This window comes from Corallococcus exiguus, from assembly GCF_009909105.1.
Lineage (GTDB): Bacteria > Myxococcota > Myxococcia > Myxococcales > Myxococcaceae > Corallococcus > Corallococcus exiguus.
The window spans coordinates 1-21,990 of sequence record NZ_JAAAPK010000009.1; the positions used below are offsets into that span (position 1 = coordinate 1).

The 21,990-nt window shown below is 70.3% G+C and carries 8 protein-coding genes; 5 read left to right on the forward strand and 3 right to left on the reverse strand.

Annotation, left to right across the window (positions count from 1 at the left end; all coding sequences use genetic code 11):
• Positions 1-11,297: non-ribosomal peptide synthetase (locus GTZ93_RS28835; protein ID WP_161663131.1), on the reverse strand; the 11,297-nt coding region annotated here is incomplete at its 3' end.
• 224 nt (positions 11,298-11,521) lie between these two features.
• Between GTZ93_RS28835 and GTZ93_RS28840 the strand changes: the two genes are divergently transcribed.
• From GTZ93_RS28840 to GTZ93_RS28850, 3 genes are all read left to right on the forward strand, one after another.
• Entirely contained in the window at positions 11,522-13,114 is a 1,593-nt protein-coding gene (locus GTZ93_RS28840) for an MBL fold metallo-hydrolase (RefSeq protein WP_121752889.1), read from the forward strand.
• A 52-nt stretch (positions 13,115-13,166) separates the two neighbouring features.
• Positions 13,167-14,498 (forward strand): glycosyltransferase, encoded by a 1,332-nt coding sequence (locus GTZ93_RS28845; protein WP_161663132.1) that lies wholly within the window; start codon positions 13,167-13,169, stop codon positions 14,496-14,498.
• Positions 14,499-14,587: 89 nt separating this feature from the next.
• Positions 14,588-16,333 (forward strand): ABC transporter ATP-binding protein, encoded by a 1,746-nt coding sequence (locus GTZ93_RS28850; protein WP_121752891.1) that lies wholly within the window; start codon positions 14,588-14,590, stop codon positions 16,331-16,333.
• A gap of 13 nt (positions 16,334-16,346) precedes the next feature.
• On the opposite strand, the gene GTZ93_RS28855 is transcribed toward GTZ93_RS28850, so the two are convergent.
• On the reverse strand, positions 16,347-17,615 hold the full coding sequence (locus GTZ93_RS28855; protein WP_219629107.1) for an aminotransferase-like domain-containing protein: 1,269 nt from the start codon (positions 17,613-17,615) through the stop codon (positions 16,347-16,349).
• Between the two features lie 221 nt (positions 17,616-17,836).
• Here GTZ93_RS28855 and GTZ93_RS28860 point away from each other — a divergent pair, with 221 nt between their 5' ends.
• Entirely contained in the window at positions 17,837-19,027 is a 1,191-nt protein-coding gene (locus GTZ93_RS28860) for an alpha-hydroxy acid oxidase (RefSeq protein WP_139921908.1), read from the forward strand.
• Positions 19,028-19,063: 36 nt separating this feature from the next.
• Positions 19,064-20,092: a toprim domain-containing protein gene (locus tag GTZ93_RS28865; protein ID WP_139921906.1), complete on the forward strand. Its 1,029-nt coding sequence runs from the start codon at positions 19,064-19,066 to the stop codon at positions 20,090-20,092.
• Between the two features lie 9 nt (positions 20,093-20,101).
• Here the strand turns inward: GTZ93_RS28865 and GTZ93_RS28870 are convergent, their stop codons facing one another.
• A complete protein-coding gene (locus tag GTZ93_RS28870; protein ID WP_139921905.1) occupies positions 20,102-21,964 on the reverse strand; it encodes a DUF6519 domain-containing protein in 1,863 nt (620 codons plus the stop codon).
• Between the last annotated feature and the right edge of the window lie 26 nt (positions 21,965-21,990).

Consider the following 21,990-nt stretch of genomic DNA (forward strand, 5'->3'; position numbering starts at 1 on the left):
CGCTCGAACTCCTCCGCGATGCTGCTCTCGCGCGCGTACTCCTGCTCCGTCGCGTTCCATCCCTTCAGCACCTGCTGACGCTCCGCCTCCGTCAGCAGTGGCGCCGCTTCCAGCCGCTTGCTGGCGCTCGTCACCAATCCGAGCAGCGCCACCTTCCACTGGCTCAGCAGCGCATCCATCCCGCGCTGCTCGAAGCGGGAGGTTTCGTAGGCCAGCCTCAAGCGCAGCTGAGGCCCCGGGATCACCGACAGCGTGAGGGGATAGTTCGTCCGCTCCCCGAGCCACACGTCCCGGACGTCCAGTTGGGCCGTCCTGCGCTTGAGGGAGTCATCGATGGGGTAGTTCTCGAAAACGAGCAGGCTCTCGAAGAGCGGCTGCCTGCGCGGCACGTCGGTCCAGCCCTGCACCTGCACCAGCGCGCTGTGCTCGAACTGCCGCTGCTCGGCCTGCTGCTTCTGGAGCCCCTTCAGCCACTCCGTCACCACCTCGTCCCCTGGCAACTTCACCCGGACCGGGAGCGTGTTGATGAAGAGGCCGACCATGCCTTCGACGCCATCCAGTTCGGTCGGACGGCCCGCCACCGTGGCGCCGAAGACGACTTCGCCTTCGCCCGCGTGACGTCCCAGCACCAGCGCCCATGCGCCCTGCGCCAGCGTGTTCACCGTCACCTGCTGCCGCTGCGCGAAGCCCTGCAACGCCGACGATTCTCCCTCCGTCAGCTGCACATGCAGTTCCTGCTGGCCCTTGATGCTCTTCGAGCCGCGCGCCTCCAGCGGCAACCGCGTCGACGCGCTCACGCCCTTCAGCGCCTCACGCCAGTACGCCTCCGCCGTCTTCGTGTCCTGCTTCCCGAGCCACGCGATGTACTCGCGGTAGGCGGAGCGAGCGCTGCTTCGCGCCTGCGCGCCCGTCACCAGCGACTCGTAGGTGGCGAACAGCTCATCCAGCACCAGGCCGAGGCTCCACCCGTCCAGCAGCAGGTGGTGGTGGCTCCAGACGAAGCGCCAGCCGTCTTCGCCCAGCTTCATCACCGCCATGCGCATCAGCGGTGCATGGCCCAGCTCGAAGCCCCGGCGGCTGTCCGCCTTCAGGTACTCGTCCAGCGTGCTCCGCTGCTGTTCGCGCCCGAGGCTGCTCCAGTCACGCTCTTCCCACGGCAGCTGCACCGTGCTCTGCACCACCTGCAGCGGATCCTCCAGCCCTTCCCAGAGGAAGCGCGTGCGCAGGACGGCCAGCCGCTCCACCACCGTCTCCCACGCCTTCCTGAACGCCGAGACGTCGAGTCCGCCGCGCACCTCCCAGGTGAGCTGCTCCACGTAGACACCGCTGCCCGCCTCCAGCAGCGAGTGGAAAAGTAGGCCCTGCTGCAGCGGAGAGAGCGGATAGACGTCCTCCACGCCCTCGCCCCGGCCCAGCACCTTCTCCAACTGCTGCGCGCTGGCCTTCACCAGCGGGAAGTCCACCGGCGTCCACAGCCCTGCTTCGGATTCCGTCCGCTGCCGCAGCAGCTGACGCAACTCCTGCGCGTAGTGCCGCGCCAGCTCCTCGACGCTCTCGCGCCGGTGCAGCTCCCGTCCGTAGTCGATGGCTACTTCCAGGCGGCCGCCTACCACCAGCCCGTTGACGCCCAACACGTGCTCGCGCTTCTCACCCTTCGCCTGCGCCTTGCCCGCCCGCTCCTTCGCCGGCGCGAAGTACTTCGACTGCGCCGCCGTCGCATCCACCTGTCCCAGGTAGTTGAAGACGACTTCCGCCTTCGGCAGCGCACGCAGCTTCTTCTGACTCTCGTCACTGCCCAGGTATTTCAGCAGCCCGAAGCCCAGGCCCTTGCCGGGCACCCGCCGCACCGACTCCTTCACCGCGCGCACCCAAGCGCCCGCGCCTTCCGCCTTCGGCGCCTCCACCACCACCGGGTACACGCTGGTGAACCAACCCACCGTGCGCGACACCTCCAGCCCCACTTCCTCCTCGCGCCCGTGGCCTTCCAGCTCCACACGCACCCGCTCCAGCCCTCTCCACTTCTTCAGCGCCGCCACCAGTCCTGCCAGCAGCACCTCGTCCACTCGCGCCCGGTACGCGCCGGGCACCTCGCGCAGCAGCGCCGCCGTCTCTTCACGGCTCAACTCCAGACGGACCTCTCCCTCCAGGCCCGTCTCATTGCGGCCTCCCGCCTCGTCCACCGGCAGCGACAGCACCTGCGCGGCGCCCTGCGCTTCCCAGTACGCCACCTCTCCTTCCACCTGCCCCGCGTACTCCTTCAGCCTCCTCGCCCACTGCTGGTACGAGGCGCTCTTCGGACCAAGCTCCACCTGCTCACACGCCCGCTCTACGTCCTCCACCACCACCCGCCACGACACGCCATCCACCACCAGGTGGTGCACCACCACCAGCAAGCGCCGGCCCTTCTCTCCCAGCTCGAAGAGCACCGCCTTCATCGGCGGGCCCTTCTCCAAGTCCAGGCTGCCCTGCACCTGCGTCGCCACCTGCTCCAGCTCCGTGGCGACGTCCTGCGCCCCGCGCAGGTCCACCTGCTCCAGCTTCAGCGCGCCCGCTTCTTCCACGCTCGCGTTGCGCTGCTTCCACTCGCCGTCCACTCGCTCGAAGCGCATCCGCAGCGCGTCGTGGTGCTTCACCACCGCGCACAGCGCCTTCTCCAGCACCGCCGCGTCCAGCGCGCGCGAGACCTCCAGCAGCAGCGACTGGTTGAAGTGGTGCGGCTGACGCCGCTCCTGCGCGAAGAACGCCTGCTGCACAGGCGTCAGCTCCACCGGACCTTCCACCGGGCCCTGCGCGGCCACCACCTGCGCGGCCTTCACCACCTGCGCCAGCGCCTCCACCGTCTGCTTCTGGAAGAGCTGCTTCGGCGTCACCTCCAGGCCCGCCCTCTTCGCGCGGGACACCACCTGCAGGCTCAGGATGGAGTCACCGCCCAGCTCGAAGAAGTTGTCCTGCACGCCCACGCGGTCCAGCCCCAGCACCTGGGCCCAGACCTCCACCAGCGTCTTCTCCACCTCCGTGCGCGGCGCCACGTACTGACGCGCCAGCTCCGGGCGAACGCCTTCCGGCTCGGGCAGGGCCTTGCGATCCACCTTGCCGTTCGACGTCAGCGGCAGCGCCTCCAGGGGCACGAAGATCGCGGGGACCATGTACTCCGGCACCCGGCTCTGGAGCGCGCGGCGCAGCTCCCCTACATCCAGAAGCTCGGAGCCTTGACCGACGACGTAGGCGACGAGGCGCTTGTCGCCCGCGCCCTGGCCCTTGGCCACCACCACTGCTTCCTTCACCGCCGGGTGCGCTCGCAGCGCTCCCTCCACTTCGCTCAGCTCGATGCGGAAGCCTCTCACCTTCACCTGCGTGTCCGCTCGGCCCAGGAACTCCAGCGTCCCGTCCGCGCGCCACCGCGCCAGGTCTCCCGTCCGGTACATCCGCTCTCCGGACAGGCCTCCGTGCAGGTCCGGGATGAAGCGCTCCGCCGTCAGCTCCGCGCTTCCCAGGTAGCCTCGCGCTACGCCCTCGCCGGCCGCGTACAACTCGCCAGCCACGCCCACCGGTACCGGATTCAGCGCCGCGTCCAGCACGTACACGCGCGTGTTCCCAATCGGCTGGCCAATGGCAACCACTTCGCCCACCTGACTGGCTTCCGTCATCCGGTGGCAGCTGGTGAAGAGCGTGTTCTCCGTCGGGCCGTAGCACGCCGTCACCGGCACCTTCAGCTCTTCCACCACCCGGCGCACGTGCGGCGCCGACACCACGTCTCCGCCCGTCAGCAACTGCTTGAGGCCGCGCAGCACTTCCACGTCCGCGTCCACCACCTGCGCGAAGAGTCCCGCCGTCAGGTGCAGCGTCGTGACGCCCTGCCCCTTCACCACCCGCTTCAACTCCTCCACGTCTCCCACCGGCCCCGGCGGGTACACCACCAGCCTTGCCCCATTCAGCAAGCTGCCCCATACCTCCAGCGTCGAAGCGTCAAACGACACCGGCGCAATCAGCAGCAGCGTCTCCTCGGGGCCCAGCTGCGCGTACTTCGTCCCCTTCACCGTGCGCAGCACTCCGCGCTGCTCCGTGCACACGCCCTTGGGCTTGCCCGTGCTTCCCGACGTGAAGTCGATGTACGCCAGGTTGCGTCCACCCACCCCACTCCTCGGCGCGTGCTTCGGCTGCTGCGCCAGTTGCGCCTGCACTTCCTCCAGCAGCACGCACTCCACGCCCTGCACCGGCAACTTCTCCGCCAGCGCCCGCCGCGTCACCACCACTCGCGGCTTCACCTCCGACACCATCTGCTCCAGCCGCGCCTGGGGGTAGTCCGCTTCCAGCGGCACGTAAGCGCCTCCGGACTTCGCGATGCCCACCAGCGCCACCACCAACTCCACCGAGCGCTCCAGGCACAACCCCACCCGCTCCTCGGCTCCGACTCCCTTGCTTCTCAGCAAGTGCGCCAGCTGGTTCGCCTTCTCATCCAGCTGCCCGTACGTCAGCCGCTCCTCCCCGCACTCCACCGCCACCGCGTCCGGCCTCTGCGCCACCTGACGCGAGAGCTCCTCCGCGATGCTGCTCTCTCGCGCGTACTCCTGCTCCGTCGCGTTCCACCCCTTCACCACCTGCTGACGCTCCGCCTCCGTCAGCAGCGTCACCTCGGACAGCTTGCGCTCCGGCGCCGCGACCGCAGCCTCCAGCAGCACGCGCAGGTGCCCCAGCATCCGCTGCACCGTCGCCGCCTCGAACAGGTCCGTGCTGTATTCCAGCGTCCCCTGGAATCCCTCCGCCGTGTCCGCGAGGGAGAGCGTGAAGTCGAAGCGGGAGGTGCCGACATCCACGTCGCGCAGGCGCGCGCTCAGCCCGGGCAGGTTCAGCTCGGCCTGAAGGTCCTGCTGGAGGATGAGCATCACCTGGAACAGCGGCGAGTACCCCAGCCGCCGCTCGGGCTGGAGCGCCTGCACCAGCCGCTCGAAGGGCACCTGCTGGTGCGCGAACGCGCCCAGGGTCGTCTCGCGCACCTGTCCCAGCAGTGTCTGGAAGGACGCCTCGGCCTCCAGCTTCGTGCGCAGCACCAGCGTGTTGATGAACACGCCGATCAGCTCCTCCACCTCCGCGCCGTGGCGCCCCGCCACCGGCGTGCCCACGCTCACGTCCTGCTGTCCCGAGTACCGCGACAGCAGCACCTGGAGCCCCGCCAGCAGCACCATGAAGGGCGTGACGCCCTCCGCACGGGCCAGCGACTTCAGCGCGCCGGAGAGCTCCCGGGGCAACTGGACCGGCAGCAGCGCGCCGCGGAAGCCCTGCACCGCCGTGCGGGGCCTGTCGGTGGGGAGGTCCAGCACGGGAGGCGCCCCCGCCAGCTGCTCGCGCCACCAGGCCACCTGCGCGTCCAGCACCTCGCCCCGGAGCCACTCCCGCTGCCACAGCGCATGATCCGCGTACTGCACCGGGAGCAGTGGCAGCACGGGGGCACGTCCCTCGACGAGGGCCCCATAGGCCTGCACCGCCTCGCGCACCAGCACCCTCAGCGACCAGCCATCCGAGATGATGTGGTGGAGCGTCAGCAGCAGCACGTGCTCATGCGCCCCGAGCCGCAGCAGCGTGGCGCGCATCAACGGCCCGCGCGTGAGCTCGAACGGACGACGGGCCTCCTCACGGGAGCGCTGGAGGGCCTCGTCCTCGCGCGCGGCCGCATCCCCGCCCTGGACCTCCACCACCTCCAACAGCGGGCCGGCCGGCACGGGCGAGATGACCTGGCCGGGTCCTCCCTCCTGCTCGCGGAAGCTCGTCCGAAGGGCCTCGTGACGCCGGAGCACCTCGCGGAGCGCCTCCTCGAGGGCGGCCACGTCGAGGGCGCCGTCGAGCCACACGGCGCCGGGGACGTTGTACGCCGGGTTGCCCGGCTCCATCTGATCAAGGAACCACAGCCGCTGCTGCGCGAACGACAGCGGCGCCGTCTCGCCGCGAGCCACGGGCCGCACCGGGGGCAGCGCCGAAGCCTGCCCGCCTCCCGCCGCGGCCTGGAGGCGCTCCGCCAGGCCGGCCACCGTCGGGGCCGAGAACACGTCCCGCAGCGGCACCTCCACGCCGAACGACGCGCGCACCGCTGCCACCAGCCGGGCCGCCAGCAGCGAGTGCCCGCCCAGCTCGAAGAAGTCATCGTGGAGGCCCACCCGCTCCACTTGCAGCAGGCGCGCCCAGAGTCCCGCCACCCGCTCCTCGGTGGGCGTGCGCGGCGCGACGAAGGCCTCGCGGCGCGGCTCCAGCCCCCGGCCCTCCGGCGCGGGCAGCGCCTTGCGGTCCACCTTCCCGTTGGGCGTCAGCGGCAGCGCAGCAAGCACAACGAAGGCCGAAGGCACCATGTACTCCGGCAGCCCGCGCCGCAGGTGCTCGCGCAGCGAGCCGACGTCCAGCGTGTGTCCCGGACGGGGCACGGCATACGCCACCAGCCTCCGGTCCCCGGGCGCCTCCTCTCGGGCGGACACCACCGCGGCCTGGACGCCAGGGTGCCGCGCGAGGACGGCCTCCACCTCGCCCAATTCGATGCGGAAGCCGCGCACCTTCACCTGGAAGTCCACGCGGCCGAGGAACTCCAGCGTCCCGTCCGCCTTCCACCGCGCCAGGTCTCCCGTCCGGTACAGCCGCGCCCCCGGCCTCCCGCTGAACGGATCCGGAATGAAGCGCTCCGCCGACAGCTCCGGGCGGCCGCGGTAGCCGCGCACCACGCCCTCGCCGCCGATGTACAGCTCTCCCGCCACGCCTCCCGGTACCGGGCGCAGGTGCGCGTCCAGCACGTACAGCTCCGTGTTGGCCAGGGGCCGGCCAATCGGCACCGGCGACTCCGCCGCCCCCACCGTGTGCGTGGAGGACCAGACGGTGGTCTCCGTCGGGCCATACATGTTGAGCAGCCGCCGGGGCAGCCGCCTCGCCAGCGATGCCGCCAGCGCCGGAGGAAGGGCCTCACCGCCCACCATCAGGCAGCGCAGCGTGCCCAGCACGTCCTCGGCTCCGGGCTCCAGCAGCAGCGCCCGCGCCAGCGACGGCGTGCCCTGCAGGTGCGTCACCGCGTGCTGGCGCACCTCCGCCAGCACCGAGGCCGCGCCCACCTCGTCCCCATGCACCACCACCTGGAACCCGCGCGCCAGCGTCCACAACAGCTCCAGCACGGAGATGTCGAAGGAGACGCTGGTGACGGCCAGCCACACCGGCCGGGGCCCCACCGGCACGCGCTCGTCCATGCCGGCGAAGAAGTTGGCCACGTTGCGCTGCACCACCTGCACGCCCTTGGGGCGCCCCGTGCTGCCCGACGTGTACAGCACGTACGCCAGGTGCTCCGGGCCCGCGCCGTCGCCAGGCCCGTGCTCGGACGCCTCGCCGAGCGCCTCCGGCGCGTCCACCAGGACCGGGCGCACTCCGTCCGCGCCCAGCGTCCCGGCCAGCGACGCCTGCGTCAGCAGCAGGCGCGCCCCCGAGTCCTCCAACATGTACGCCAGCCGCTCCGCCGGGTAGTTGGGGTCCAGCGGCAGGTACGCGCCTCCCGCCTTGAGGATGCCCAGCATCCCCACCACCAGCTCCACCGAGCGGCGCACGCACAGGCCCACCACGACCTCGGGCCCCACGCCCTCCGCGCGCAGCCGCGACGCCAGCGCGTTCGCCCGGCGGTGCAGCGCGCGGTACGTGAGGCGCTCCGTGCCGCACACCAGCGCCACCGCGTCCGGCGTGCGCGCCGCCTGCGCCTCCAGCAGCGCCGCGAGCCCCGCATCCTCATAGGGCCGGCGCGTGGCGTTCCACTCCCCCAGCACCCGCCGCCGCTCATCCTCCGACAGCAGCGGCAGCTGGGAAACCGCCCGCGAGGGCTCCGCCACGGCGCCCGTCAGCAGCGTCTCCAGGTTCGACACCAGCCGCGCGGCGGTGGAGGCCTGGAAGAGGTCGGTGCTGTACTCCAGCGTCCCTTCCAGCGCGCCCTGGACCTGGTGCAGCGACAGCGTCAGGTCGTACTGCGCCGTGCCGGTGTCCACGTCCTCCAGGCGCGCCTCCACGCCGGGCAGCGCGGGCGACACCGCCGAGGCCGGCTGCAGGATGAGCATGGCCTGGAAGAGCGGCGCGTGGCTGCGCGAGCGCGCCGGCTGAAGGGCCTGCACCAGCAGCTCGAAGGGCACGTCCTGGTGCGCATAGGCGCCCAGGGTCACCTCGCGCACGCGCGCCAGCAGATCCCGGAAGGACTTCTGTCCCTCCACCCGCGTGCGCAGCACGAGCGTGTTGATGCACACGCCCACCATCCCCTCCAGCTCCGCGTGCGTCCGGCCCGCCACCGGCGTGCCCACGCACACGTCCTCCTGGCCGGAGTACCGGTGCAACACCGCCTGGAAGGCGGCCAGCAACACCATGAAGGGCGTCACACCCTCCCGCACGGCCAACTCGCGCACGGCCCGGGTGAGCTCCGCGGACAGTCGCACGGGCCGCTTCGCGCCCCGGTAGGACTGCACGGGCGGCCGGGGCGCGTCCCCCAGCAGCTCCAGCACCTGCGGCGCGCCCGCGAGCTGCTTGCGCCACCACGCGAGCTGGGACTCCAGCACGTCGCCCTTCAGCCACTCCCGATGCCAGACCGTGTAGTCCACGTACCGCACGGGGAGCGCCGGCAGCGTGGCGTCCCGGCCCTCGCGAAGCGCGGCGTAGAGCGCGCCCACCTCGCGCACGAGCACGCCCAGGGACCAGCCGTCAGCCACGAGGTGGTGCACCACCAGCAGCAGCACGTGCTCCCGCTCCCCGGTGCGCAACAGGAGCGCACGCAGCAGCGGGCCGTGCGTCAGGTCAAAAGGGCGGCACGCCTCCTCCCGCAGGCGCCGGTGCATCTCCGCCTCGAGCCGGGCCGCGGGCACGTCCGTCAGATCCTCCACTCGCGGCGTCACGTCCAGGTGGGCGAGGACGCGCTGCACGGGCACGCCGTCCCGTTCGTCCACCGTGGTGCGCAGGGCCTCGTGGCGCCGCACCAGCGCACCGAGGGCCCCCGACAGGGCCGCCACGTCCAGCTCGCCGGTGAGACGCACGGCCGCGGGGATGTGGTGCAGCGGGCTGCCCGGCTCCAGCTGGTGGAGGAACCACAGGCGCTGCTGCGCGAAGGACAGCGGCACCGCGTCCTCGCTCGACGTCCGGGTGGGCGCGCCCCGGTGGGCCCCCTCCTGCTTCGCGCAGATGCGGCGGGCCAGCTCGGACAGGCTGGGGCCCTGCAGGAGCACCTCCATGGGCAACGCCACGCCCAGGCCGGTCTCCACGTCGTTCGCGAGCTCGACGGCGGCCAGCGAGTCCAACCCGTGGCGGGTGATGGGCTCGTCGAGCCGGAGCGACTCGGGGCGCAGCTGCAGCCGCGCCGCCAGCCGCGAGACCAGCCACGCCTCCACCGCCTCCAGCCGGCTCGGAGCGCCGGCCCCGCCCTCGGCGCGCGCCGTCCCGCCGCCCGACCCGGAGGACGGTGGCGAGGACGGCCCGGACGACGACCCACTCGACGGACCACCGGAAGCACCGCCACCGGAACCACCGCCACCGGAAGGACCACCCTCCGGGGGACCCTCCTCCTCCCAGGACAGCACGACGCGCAGCGAACCCTCCAGATAGGCCGCGCGGGTGGCGCGGCGCTGCACCTTGCCGCTGGACGTCTTCGACAGGCTGCCCGGCTCGATGAGCACCACCGCGTGGGGCCGCACTTCGTGCCCCTCGGCCAGCCGCTGACGGATGGCGCCCAGGGCGACCTCGCCCGCCTCGAACTGCTGGCGCAGGTTCGCGTAGCGGCGCAGGTCCACCTCCTGGACCAGGACGAGCCGCTCCTGGCCGCCCACCTCCACGGCGAAGGCCGCGCCACCGCCGGGCCGCAGCGCCGGGTGGCTCGACTCCGCGGTCAGCTCCAGGTCCTGCGGGTAGTGATTGCGCCCGCGCAGGATGATGAGGTCCTTCATGCGGCCGGTGACGAAGAGCTCGCCGTCCGCGTCGAGGAAGCCCAGGTCACCGGTGCGCAGGAAGGGGCCACGCCCGTCCGCCAGCCGCCCCTGGAAGGCCGCCTCGGACTCCTCGGGCCGCCGCCAGTACCCGCGCGCGACGCTCTGGCCCGACACCCAGACCTCCCCCACCACTCCCGGGGGACACGGCTCGCGCAGCTCCGGGTGCACCACCCGCAGCTCCTGGTCCTCCAGGGACTTGCCGCAGCCCACCAGCGTGCGCGCCTCCGTGCTCGCGGATGGGGACTCGGCCCGGCCCAGCTCCAGCGCCTTGCGGTCCAGCGTGCGCAGCACCGGCACATGGCCCTTCGTCGCGCCGGAGGCGATGAGCGTCCCTTCCGCCAGTCCGTAGCACGTGTAGAACGCCTCCCGTCGGAAGCCGCACGGCCCGAACGCCTCCGCGAAGCGGTCCAGCGCCTCCGCGCGGATGGGCTCCGCGCCGCAGAACGCCACCTCCCAGCGGCTCAGGTCCAGCTGGCGCCGCTGCTCCTCCGACACCTTGCGCACGCACAGGTCGAAGGCGAAGTTGGGCCCTCCACTGATGGTGCCCCGGGTGCGCGACAGCGCCTCCATCCACCGGAAGGGGTTCTTGAGGAACGTCATCGGCGACATCAGCGTGCACGCGAAGCCGGCGTACAGCGGCTGGAGGATGCCGCCGATGAGCCCCATGTCGTGGTACGGCGGCAGCCAGATGACGCCCGCACTGTCAGCGCGCACCTGGAAGGCCCCGGAGATGAGCCTCAGGTTGTGCAACAGATTGCCGTGGCTCAGCATCACCCCGCGCGGCGTGCCCGTGGAGCCGGAGGTGTACTGGAGGAACGCCAGCGACTCCGGATCCGCCTCCGTGCCCCGCCAGCCTGCCTCCCCGCCTTCCGGCAGTTCGTCCGTGGCCACCCAGCGCAGCGCCGCCAGGTCCGGCGCGAACTCGAAGAGGGCCTCCTTCATCGACAGCACGAAGGACGTGGTGAGCACCACCGTCGCCTGCGCGTCCTGGATGATGGCCCTCAGCCGCGGCAGCGTCCGCTCCAGCCGCATCGGATCCGGCGGGTAGGCCGGCACCGCCACCACCCCCGCGTACAGACACCCGAAGAAGCCCGCCACGTACTCCAGCCCCGGCGGATACAGCAGCACCGCGCGCTCACCGGCGGGCGTGGACTCCTGGAGCGCCACCGCGATACGCCGCGCCCGCGCATCCAGCCCGCGATACGTCAGCTCCGCGTCCGGGCCGTCTTCTTCCAGGAAGGTGTAGAGGCGCTCGTCGGGCTTCGTCTCCGCCCGCCCCAACAACAACTCCACCAACGTGCCGCCACGCGGGGTAAGCCCTGCACCCATACCAAGCCTCAGAGATGTATGTTTCCCGGCTGCACCGCAGTTTCTACAGAGAGCCCACAATGCACGGAATGCAATTATGGCTGGGCTGACACCTATACAATTTCACTGATTGTGGCAAACTGCCCCACGCGCACGCAGTGACCCGCAGCCGACCCAGGTCGTGACCCGAGGGAGCCGCCGGACCGTGCGCGCTCACGAGGGCGTGCGCCACCAAGGATTGAAGGATGTCTCAGCCCGCATTGTTCCTGAAACAAAACGTCGTCACCGAGCCGCTCTACAACCAGTGGTACGCGTGGTGGTTCCTGGCCTCGCCCATGACGGCGCCGCTGTTCGTGGCGAACCTCCATGTGAAGATCATGGAGTCCTTCGTGGCCAACCCGGCCATCCACGTGGCGGCGCTGAAGAGCCCGGCGCTGCGCGGCGGCCCCTACCTCAACCTCGGCGTGGACCGGGTGGGCGACGTGAAGGCGCTGCTGGAGCGCACGCTGAAGGACGAGGCGCTGTCGCTCCAGTACGCGAAGGCCATGCTGGAGCTGGACAAGCTGCTGGCCACCGCGGAGGGGTACTCGCTGGAGGACCTGTACCCGCGCGTGCCGGACCTGCTGCGCGGCTACGTGGAGCTGACGTACGACCTGAACAACCGGGCCTCGCCGCGCTTCTTCGAGGCGCTGCTCTACCGCAGCCCCTTCCACCGCGAGTCCTCGCAGAGCCTGTCCATGCGGCTCATCCACGGGGACGAGCGCCCATACGTCTTCAGCACGCCGCGCCTGGACACCGCGGACGGCAGCCTCCAGGTGAAGGTGCCCTACCGGCACGAGGCCCTTGACCGGCTCTTCGCCATGAGCCGCACCCCGGCGCCGGTGGCGCCCGTGCGCGAGGCGCTGGGCATCGCGGAGAAGGACGCGGACACCTTCGCCGCCTTCTTCACGGAAGAGCCCCCGCGTCCGGCGCCCCGGTACGACGGGGACGGGGTGCGCGTGCGCTACTTCGGCCACGCGTGCGCGCTCATCGAGTCACGCCACGTCAGCATCCTCACGGACCCGGTCGTCAGCTACGACTTCCCCACGGACCTGCCGCGCTACACCTTCGCGGACCTGCCGGAGAAGATCGACTACGTCCTCATCACCCACGGCCACGCGGACCACCTGATGTTCGAGCCGCTGCTGCAGCTGCGGCACCGCATCGGCACCCTCGTCGTGCCGGCCGCCGGCGGTGGCAGCCTGGCGGACCCGTCACTCAAGCTGATGCTCAAGCAGGCGGGCTTCCAGAACGTGGTGGCGCTGGCGGAGCTGGAGTCCCTGCCGCTCCCCAACGGCGAGCTCATCGGGCTGCCCTTCATCGGCGAGCACGGCGACCTGGACATCCAGGCCAAGCTGGCCCACCTCGTCAAGCTGGAGGGCAAGTCCCTGCTGATGGCGGCGGACTCCAACGCGCTGGAGCCCCACCTGTACGAGCACATCCACCGCGAGGTGGGCGACATCGACATGATGTGGCTGGGCATGGAGTCCGAGGGCGGGCCCCTGAGCTGGATGTACGGCCCGCTGCTGCCCGCGCCGATGCAGCGCAAGATGGACCAGTCGCGCAGGCTCAACGGCTCCAACGCCGTGCGCGCCATTGAAATCGTCCAGCGGCTCAAGCCCGGACAGGTCCACATCTACGCCATGGGCCGCGAGCCGTGGCTGGGACACGTCATGGTGATGGGCTACCACGAGAACTCCCCGCAGCTCGTCGAGTCCCGGAAGCTGCTCGCGTACTGCGCGGAGAAGGGCATTCCGGCGGGCATGCCCTACGGACAGGCCGAGTACTTCCTCCGCTAACCCGGCCCCGCCCGGGGTGACCCGGGCCGCGGCGCCTCCCCCGAGGTCCCCCATGCAGACCCCCACGACCCCCGCGCGGCAGGGTGACCGGGCCACCTTCCTCATGGTCACGCCGGGCGGCAAGGGCCAGATGAAGGGCCACCTGACGCGCGTGCTCGACCTGGCCCAGAGCCTGGTCGCTCGCGGGCACCGGGTGCTCGTGTTCACCGAGGAGGCCGTCCCCGCCGAGGTGGAGGCCTCGGGGGCGGAGCTGGTGCCGGTCGGCGACTACCGGGGCATCATGGACCGGATGGAGGCCGCCCGCGAGACGCTTCCCGGTTGGATGCGCGTCTCGCTGCTGCTGCGCAGGGCCTACTGGTTCGCGTGCTACCGCCGCGCGGTGCTGGGCAGCGTGGAGGACTACTGCCACCAGCTGGAGCCCCTGCTGCGCCGTGAGCAGGTGGACTGCGTGGTGTACGACTACTTCGCCTTCGGCGCGGGGTACGCGGCGGAGCGGCTGGGCATTCCCGCCATCAGCACCGGCAACCTGGGGAGCGTCATCGACGCGGATGGACTGCCGGTGCTGCTGCGCACCGCGCCCCCGGGCCGGCTCGCGCGGCGCGTGCCCCGGCTGACGCACGCCCTGGTGGAGGCGTTCCTGCCCCTGCGGCGCACGCGGGCGAAGCTCGGCCTGCCGCCGCGCGCCGCGAAGCACGCCGAGCTGTTCCAGACCATGGGCTCCAGCGAGCTCCACCTCGCCATGGTGCCCGAGAACATCCTGGCGGGAGTCCCCCGGCGGGGCGAGCAGCTCTACGCAGGCACCATCGCCTTCGACGGGGCGACCGCGGAGAACTCCGCGACGTTCGGCCCCATCGCGCCCGGCACCGTGCTGGTCAGCACCACCAGCGTGGGCCAGGACGGAGGGCTGATGCGCCGGGTGCTGAAGGCCCTGGACCCCACGGGGATGCCGGTCCTGGCCACCACGGCCGGCGCCCGCGACGTGCCCGACAACCTGGGCCCCCACATCCGCACCGAAGCCTTCTTGCCCCACGAGCAGGTCTTCCCCCACGTCGCGGCGCTGGTGACGCACGGGGGCTGGGGCGCGGTGGGCCGGGCCCTTCGGCACGGCGTGCCCATGCTCATCATCCCCCTGTTCGCCGACCAGCCGCTCAACGCGGAGCTGCTGGAGAAGCAGGGACTCGCCTACCAGTTGTCGCTGCGCGAGGCCACGCCGGAGGCCATCCGCGAGCGCGTCCAGGCCCTGCTGAAGGACCAGGTGCTCCACGCGCGCGTCCAGAAGCTCTCCGAGGAGCTGAAGGCCATGCGCAAGGACAGCGTGGCCATCGACACCCTCGAGCGGCTCGCGCTCGAAACCCGCGGCCGCAGGCAGGCCCAGGCGGCCTGACGCAGCCCGCGTCCCCCGCCCCCACCGCTTTCCGGTGACTCCGGCACCCGGCCGGAAACGCCCACCGCGCCTCCTCGTCCGACCGACCCATGCCCCCTGCCGCGTCCTCCGTCACTCCGCGCCGCATCCTGAGCCTTGCCCGTCCCGAGGCGCGCAGGCTCTCCGCGGGCGTCTTCTTCCTGTTCATCGGCAGCGGGCTGTCCCTGCTCTTCCCGCAGGCCATCCGCCTCATCATCGACGAGGCGCTCGGCGCCCGGGACCAGGCCCTCATCGACCGGGCCACGCTCTGGATGACGGTCATCTTCGCGGTCACGGCCGTGGCGAACGCGCTGCGCTACTACTTCTTCACCAGCGCGGGCGAAAACGTCGTGCAGGCGCTGCGCGAGCGGCTCTTCTCCCACCTCGTGTCCCAGGAGGTGGCCTTCTTCGACAACAGCAAGACGGGCGAGCTGGTCACCCGGCTGGGCGCCGACACGGCGGTGCTCCAGCAGTCGGTGAGCGGCAACATCGCCATGGCGCTGCGCAGCGGGGCGCAGGTGCTGGGCGGCGTCGCGCTGCTCTTCTACACCTCGCCCACGCTCACGCTCCTGATGCTCACCGTGGTGCCTCCGGTGGTGGTGGTGGCCATGGTGTATGGCCGGCGCATGCGGTTGACCTCCCGGCGCGTGAACGACGAGCACGCCGCGTCCAACGCGGTGGCCGAGGAGATCTTCGTCGGCATCCGCACCGTGCGCTCCTTCGCGGCCGAGCGTCACGAGGGGGGACGCTACAGCGTCGCCCTGGCGAAGGCGCTCGCTCTGGCCCGCCGGCGCACCCAGCTGTCCGCCTTCTTCATCGGCGGCAGCACCTTCGGTGGCTTCATCGCCGGGTCCCTCGTGCTGTGGTACGGCAGCCGGCTGATGCTGAGGGGCGACCTGTCCATTGGAAGCCTCACCTCCTTCCTCGTCTACACCACGCTGGTCTCCATGTCGGTGAGCGGGCTGACGGACCTGTGGGCGGACTTCATGCGGGCCTCCGGCTCCGCCGAGCGCGTCTTCGACTTGCTGGATCGCAAGCCCGGCATGCCCATCTCCGGCGGTGAGCGCATCGACCCCCTCCAGGGCCACGTCGAGTTCCAGTCCGTGCGCTTCGCCTACCCGACGCGGCTGGACGCGCCCGTGCTGAAGGACCTCAACCTGGCCATCCAGCCCGGCGAGGTGGTGGCCATCGTCGGCCCCTCCGGCGCGGGCAAGTCCACCATCGCCGGGCTGCTGGCGCGCATGTATGACCCGCAGGGCGGGAGTCTCCTCCTGGACGGGCGGGACCTGCGCACGGTGGACCCGGAGTGGCTGCGTCAGCAGATTGGCGTGGTGGCGCAGGAGCCCATGCTGTTCTCCGGCTCCATCTTCGACAACATCCGCTACGGGCGGCTGGACGCCACGGAGGCCGAGGTGGAGGCCGCCGCCCGCGCCGCCAACGCGCACGACTTCGTCTGCCGCTTCCCGGACGGCTACCGCACCTCCGTGGGCGAGCGCGGCGTGCAGCTCTCCGGCGGCCAGAAGCAGCGCGTGGCCATTGCCCGCGCCATCCTCAAGGACCCGCGCCTGCTCGTCCTGGACGAGGCCACCAGCGCGCTCGACGCGGAGAGCGAGCACCTGGTGAAGGACGCCCTGGAGCGGCTGATGCGCGGGCGCACCACGCTCATCATCGCCCACCGCCTGTCCACGGTGCTCGGCGCGGACCGCGTGCTGGTGCTGGAAGGCGGGCAGGTGGTCCAGAGCGGCAGCCATGCCTCCCTCATGGAGCAGGAAGGCCTGTACCGCCGGCTGGTGGAGCGGCAGTTCGCGGCCGCCTGAGCCCGCTACAACCTCACCCCACGGAGAGCGCCCGGGCGGGCTGCTGCTCCAGCGCCGAACGGATCAGCCTGGCCAGGCGAGTGATTCCCTCTTCAATCTCGGCGGGAGTGAGATAGCTGCAGGAGAGCCGCAGCTCGGTCTCTCCTCCCGAGCCCAGGTAGAAATACCGCATGGGCGTCCAGATGACCTGGTGGTGCTTCGCGGACTGCTCGAGCAGGGCTTCATCGGCCTCGATGGGAAGCTTCATCACCAGGAAGAAGCCGCCCTCGGGAACGTTCCACGTCACGTCTCGCGCCCAGGCCTCGCTCCTCGGGAAGTGACGCTCCAACGCACCGAGGGTGGCGTCCATGTTCTCCTTGTAGAAGCGAATCGCCTCGCGGTTCGCGTCAAGGAGTCCCCCCTCATTCATCACCAGCATCCCGCCGATGATGGCCTGGCTGAGCGCGGGCGTATTCACGGTCAGCATGCTCTTGATCTTCGAGAACTCGTCCGCCAACAGGTGCTGCTTCCCCGTGGCGCCCAGGACGCGCTGGTCCGCCACTGCGTAGCCCACCCGCACGCCAGGGAAGGCGGACTTCGAGAACGAGCCCAGGTAGATGACCTGCTGGTGCTCATCCATGGATTTGAGGGTGGGCTTTCGAGGGCCCTCCCGGAAGAAGAAGCCGTAGGGGTTGTCCTCGATGATGAGAAACCCCGCGCCCCTGGCGATTTCCAGCAGACGCTTGCGTGCCGGCACCGGGAGGCTCTTCCCAGAGGGATTGGCGAAGTCCGCGACGAGGTAGAGCGCTCGGGGCTGTTTGCCTTCCGCCTTGAGCCTGCTCAGCGTGTCTTCAAGTTCCTGCAGATCCAACCCGTCCTCGCGCTCCGTCACGGGGACGATCTCGATTCCCAGGAGCTTGGCCGCGCCGGTAATGCCGATGTAACAAGGCATGCCCACCAGCAACACATCGGTGGGCGCTGAAAACAGCGCGCGCAAGGAGATGAACATCCCCTCCTGGCACCCGACCGTGACGACGATGGACTCCTTCGCGGCCCGGATTCCCTCGTCCTTCTCCAGCATCCGCGCGATCAGGTCGTGGATGTGGCCATTGGTCCGGCCGTATTGAAACAATTGCGTCTTGACCTGCGCCTCGGTCAGCCCGCGTTCCTCGCGCAGATAGCGGCAGTACGCGTCGAGATACACGGTGAGCTTTTCGGCTTCATAGAACTGCTCGTTCGGCCTCCCCGGAGCGAACGAGATCGCCTCTGGAAAACGGATCGCGATCTCGTTCAGGAAGTTCATGACCTCCAGACTCGGATCCGTCAACGAAGCGTGAAGCGCGTTTTGCAGGAGCATGGCGAGAGCGACCCGGACAGGAGCAAGGCACGCAAACCACCCGTGCCACCGCGAGACGATAAACGACCCCGACCCACGAAAGGTAGGCCCTTGCGGGGAATGCGATTTTGGGGGATTACGAATGGTTGACTTGAACTCCAGCCCTCCTAACGAGGCTGAAGACGGACATGCCCAAGACAGCCAATATCGAGGATCTGCGTCAGCGGGCGCGGCGCCGGATTCCACGCTTCCTCTTCGATTTCGTGGAGGGAGGCGCGGACGACGAGTTCACGGTGCGCGCCAACCGGGAAGCCTTTGGCCGCCATGCGTTCCGGGCTCGCTCGCTGGTGGACGTCAGCACGCGGGACCTCTCCACGACGCTGCTGGGGCAGCGGCTGGAGCTCCCGTTGATCCTCGGGCCGGTGGGCCTCGCGGGTCTGCTCGCGCCGGGCGGGGAGCGCCTCGCGGCTCGGGCTGCCGTGAAGAAGGGGGCCCTCTTCACGCTGAGCACCATGTCGGTGTGCACCATTGAAGAGGTCGCCGCGGCGGTTCCGGCACCGGGGTGGTTTCAGCTCTACATCTGGAAGGATCGTGGAATCACGCGTTCGCTCGTGGAACGGGCGAAGGCCGCGGGCTACACGGCGCTTTGCGTGACGGTGGATGTCCCGGACATGGGCAATCGCGAGCGTGACGTGCGCAATGGCTTCACGGTGCCGCCGCGCCTCACGGTGGCCAATGCCTTTGACCTCCTGCTGCACCTGGGTTGGGTGCTGCGGATGACCCGCTCACCACGGGCCACCTTCGGTAACTTCGAGGACAGCAAGGCGCTGACGCGCCGGGATGCGGTCTCCGTGGCTGCCTATACCTCGCGCCAGTTCGATGCCTCTATCACCTGGGCGGATCTGCAGTGGCTTCGGGAGCTGTGGCCTGGTCCGCTGGTGCTCAAGGGGATCAGTTGCGCCGAGGATGCCCGGCGCGCCGTGGAGCACGGGGTCCAGGCCCTCGTCGTCTCCAACCACGGAGGGAGGCAGCTGGATGGCCTGCCTGCCGCTCTCGACGTGTTGCCCGAGATCGTCGACGCCGTGGGTGGGCGCGCGGAGGTCATCCTGGACGGCGGCGTACGTCGTGGCTCGGATGTGGTGAAGGCAATCGCCTTGGGCGCGCGAGCCTGCATGATTGGCCGGCCCTACCTGTATGGATTGGCCGCCGATGGCCAGGCCGGCGTGGAACTCGCGCTGGAGCTCTTCCGCAAGGAGATTGATCGCACCTTGACGCTGTTGGGCTGCCCTCGTCTGGATCAGCTGGATGCCTCGTATCTGCGAGGACCTGGCGAGGCTCCACGGCTGTCATTGCCAGCGGGGCGTACGTCCACCGGGTGAGGGCGTGAGCGCCATTCCCGCGTTATCCTGTCATCCATGAGCCAGACCGAGACGCGCGGCGAGGAGAACGGTTTCCAGCAGGCGGCTCGACTGGAACGAGAGGAACTCCATCGGTGTGTCACCCTCGCGGCAACCCATTTCCAATCGCGTCTCTGGGACGATGAGGAGGGACAGGCCGCGAGGGATTACATCGCCTCGCGCGGAGTCGCGCTGGAGAGTGCCCGGGCCTTCGGTCTCGGCTACGCCTCTGCCTCGGGGACGGCGCTGGCGGAGACACTCGCACCCGAGGAACTCCTCGACGCGGGTGAGAGTGCGGGCGTGTTGCGCCATCCGAGGGCGGGCGACCGCCACACGGACTACTTCAAGCGGCGCGTCATGCTCCCGTTCAGCTCCCCGGAAGGACAACCCCTCTCATTCATCGGACGGGACCTCCCTCCCCATCAACGAGTCAAGTACCAGGAGACCCGGAACTCCTCCATCTTCATCCGCAACACGACGCTCTTCGGGCTGACCCACGCCCGCGACGCCATCCGTGGCGAGGGCTCCGCCATCGTCGTCGAGGGAGGCTTCGACTGCATGCTGCTGCACCAGGCCGGCTTCCCCCACAGCGTCGGCCTCATCTCCACCACCCTGAGCACGGCCCGGATCGACTTGCTGCTCGCCGCGGGGGCCCGCGAGCTGGTGGTCATGTTGGATCCAGACCTCGGAGGCTGGCGAGGCATCCTGCAGAACACCGACCTGTTGCTGCTCTACGTCCCGAGGACTCGCGTGGTGCAGCTCCCCGGCAAGGAGGACCCGGACGAGTTCATCCTCCGCGCCGGAGCCGGGGCCATGCGCCGCCTGCTCTCCGAGGCGCGCCCTCTCACCGACTACCTCCTCGCCACCGCCCTGCCCCAGGGGCGCGGCGCCTCCGCCTCCGAGCGGAAGAAGGCCATTGAAGAGCTCTCCCCCATCTTCCTCCGGCTGCAGGAGGGCCCGGCGCGCACGGCCCTCCTGGAGGCCCTGGCCTCGCACTCCGGGCTTTCATGCCCGGAGCTGGAGTTGTTGCTGCGCACCGTGGGATGACCCCGGGACCTACCGCACGTCGAACAGGCGAAGCTGCACGTCGACGGTCTCGATGGAGGTGTTCCTCACGTACAGCTCATTGGAGCTGCTCGCCCCGGGATAGAGCTCCACCTCGATTTGCGAGTGGATCGGCCCGTTGAAGGCGAAGTAGATGTCATCCTCGTCTCCCTGAGGGATCTGAAGCTTCAGTCCCATCGCGATGAGCGGCGGCTGGGTGAAGAGGGGCACCGCCGCCGCCCACGACTCGTCGGGCCCCAGCGTGAACGCCCATTGGTAGAGAATCGAGGGGTATTTCGCATCGTGGAGGTGGCTCGTGGAGGCGAATGCCGCGTTCGCTTCCGTTCGCGGGTAGTAGCGCGCGTCGTGGTCCGTCGAGGTCGACGCCACGTGGGTGTTGACGTGGGTGACGAGCTGGGTGAGCTGGCTCCGGACCGTGCCCGCCGGCAGGTTCTTCGGCGTGCCGGTGATGGCCGCGCTGCCAATCAGGCCCGAACCATTCGCCGCGGAGTTCGCCTTGTTCAACACGGGGATGAGCGAGCTGAGCTGTGACTGCACCGTGGTGCCCGTCACGTCCGCGTGCGCCTCCGTGCCGACGTAGTTCGCCCCCGAGTCCCCCACGGACGGAGACATCAGCCGTGTCAACGAGGGGAACCCCAGCGTCCGCTCCGGCGTGAAGACGCCCGACGCGATGACGCCCAGCTTCACGTAGCGATGGAGGAGCCCCACGGGCTGCGCGCCGCTCAGGACCTGGTCCCCCGCGGCATCCTGTTCGCGCACGGGCGCCAGCCAGTAGTCCCCGGCGACGAAGGCACGGCTGGTGGTGCCCCCTGCCGTCAGGGTGAGCGCGAGCGCCAGGTCCTGGAGCTCCAGGTGCAGCACGCCGCTCTCGATGCGCACATGGCCATGCACGCCCTGCGCATTGGCCGTGGACAGCGGCGCGCCGCGATCCCTCCCGCCGCTGACGAAGGTCCAGACTCCCGTCGTGGTGTTGCGCGTCAGCGTGCACCAGCCGTCCCACCTGCGCACGAACGGGTACGTGGCCGCGTCGGGCACGGAGACCGGGTAGCCCTCCTTCAACAGGCCGCGCGAGGGGAACCCCGCCGGCGGCGTGCCGAGGTGCACGCCCAGGTGGCGCTCCGTCGCGGCGTTGTAGAACTCGTAGAGCCAGTCGTTGCCCTGGTAGTCCTGGGGCACGCCAGGCCCGTTCGCGTAGGCCTCCGCCGCGTTCTCGCTCGACCACTTCAACGTGAGCTCGCTGGGCGCCGTGGGCGAGCCCTTCACGTCATGCACCTCCAGCCGGAAGAGGTAGTTGCCCGTGAACTGGGCGGCGGGCCCCGTGCCCGCCACGCGCTGGGACAAGGTGAGCGGCGCGTTGCCCCGCCCCGGGTTGACGAGCGGGTCCGTGGGTTGCTGGCCCGCGGGGCAGCGTTTGATCTGCAGCATCACCTGCGTGCGGGTGCTCGTGTCCGCGCCGTGCAGCCCCGGATCCTGGAGGTTCGGGTCCTCCAGGAACAGCACCGGCCGCTCCCAGACGTCCGCGTAGAGGCTCTCGCCCACCGCGGGTGCCCCCGGCGCCAATGGGAAGTCCGGCTGGGTGGCGTAGGTGAAGGGCGTCGTGCCGGGCAGCGAGGCCATCAGCCCGTCCGCGTAGACGCTGCCGGGCGTCATCTGCAGCGTGTTGGAGATGAGCAGCTTGCCGGTGGCGGGGCCGCCGCTGCCCACCACGTCCCGCAGCGCGCTGGTGACGCGGTCGTTGATGATGGACACCAACTCGTTCCAGTCCGCGTCGGTGAGCATCCGCCCCTGCTGCTGGTAGACGCCGGAGTAGCCCTTGGAGGAGTCGTGGGAGTCGCGTGAAATCTGGGTCTTCATGATGAGGAACTCCGCTGGAGTCGAAG

What these genes read in the sequence shown, in the direction of transcription:
- GTZ93_RS28840 (WP_121752889.1), top strand. Translation starts at nt 11,522, where the DNA reads ATGTCTCAGCCCGCATTGTTCCTGAAACAAAACGTCGTCACCGAGCCG.
- GTZ93_RS28845 (WP_161663132.1), top strand. Translation starts at nt 13,167, where the DNA reads ATGCAGACCCCCACGACCCCCGCGCGGCAGGGTGACCGGGCCACCTTC.
- GTZ93_RS28850 (WP_121752891.1), top strand. Translation starts at nt 14,588, where the DNA reads ATGCCCCCTGCCGCGTCCTCCGTCACTCCGCGCCGCATCCTGAGCCTT.
- GTZ93_RS28855 (WP_219629107.1), bottom strand. Translation starts at nt 17,615, where the DNA reads ATGAACTTCCTGAACGAGATCGCGATCCGTTTTCCAGAGGCGATCTCG.
- GTZ93_RS28860 (WP_139921908.1), top strand. Translation starts at nt 17,837, where the DNA reads ATGCCCAAGACAGCCAATATCGAGGATCTGCGTCAGCGGGCGCGGCGC.
- GTZ93_RS28865 (WP_139921906.1), top strand. Translation starts at nt 19,064, where the DNA reads ATGAGCCAGACCGAGACGCGCGGCGAGGAGAACGGTTTCCAGCAGGCG.
- GTZ93_RS28870 (WP_139921905.1), bottom strand. Translation starts at nt 21,964, where the DNA reads ATGAAGACCCAGATTTCACGCGACTCCCACGACTCCTCCAAGGGCTAC.